The following is a 753-nucleotide window of genomic DNA, read 5'->3' on the forward strand; positions in this document are numbered from 1 at the left end:
GCCACCCCGTCACCGAGCACCGACAACGACAGATCCTGCCCCGGATCAGCCACCGACCGCGTCTCCAACGTGTCCGGACCCGCATCCTTCGGCTCGATCTGCACCACCGTGCCCTCACGCGGCACCCCGATCCACAGCCGACCGTCGACGTCGAAGGCCCCACCAGTGAGCCCCTGGGGGAACGACAGGGGCTCACCGATAGCGGCCAGCGTGGTCGGATCGACCTGGCTGACTTTGCCTTCCACTTGGTCGATGATGAAGGCGCCGTCGTCGTGGAGGGCGATGCGCACGCCCTCGCCCGGGGCCGTCTCGGCCGCGCCGGTCAAGGCCAGGGTCGACAGGTCCACCGCCGAGACCTCACCGGTGGTGATGTTGCGCAGCAGCAGATGCGTGTCGGTCTGCTCGATCTGGACCGGGTTCCCGGCCGCGTCGGTCATCTCGAACCGGGCGTCGGTGGCCGCGGTCAGGCCGTTGACCCGCGCGATCTCCCCGGCCGGAGTCGTCCACAGCCACATCGAGGCGTCCTGGCCCTCGTTGTCCCGGGAGAACGCCCCGGTCCCCAGCAGCGTCGCCACCAGCGCACCCACCAGCACCACCGGCAGACCGACAGCGATCAACAACCCCTTGACGTTCAGGCGTCGTGCATCGGAATTGAGAGTGGTCATGACGGAAATACCTCTACGGAAGGGTTGGGGCGCTCGCGCCCGGGGGGACTGCCTCTGGGGTTGTCTCGGGGTTCCCAGAGGTCCAACA

Annotated in this window: 1 pseudogene; it reads right to left on the minus strand. The window is 68.4% G+C overall.

Features of this window, described 5'->3' with window-relative positions:
* A pseudogene (locus JFB92_RS20690) lies at positions 1–665 on the minus strand (fibronectin type III domain-containing protein); the annotation flags it as partial.
* Positions 666–753 lie beyond the last annotated feature (88 nt).

Source organism: Glycomyces salinus (genome assembly GCF_016428645.1).
In the GTDB taxonomy this organism is placed as follows: domain Bacteria; phylum Actinomycetota; class Actinomycetes; order Mycobacteriales; family Micromonosporaceae; genus Glycomyces; species Glycomyces salinus.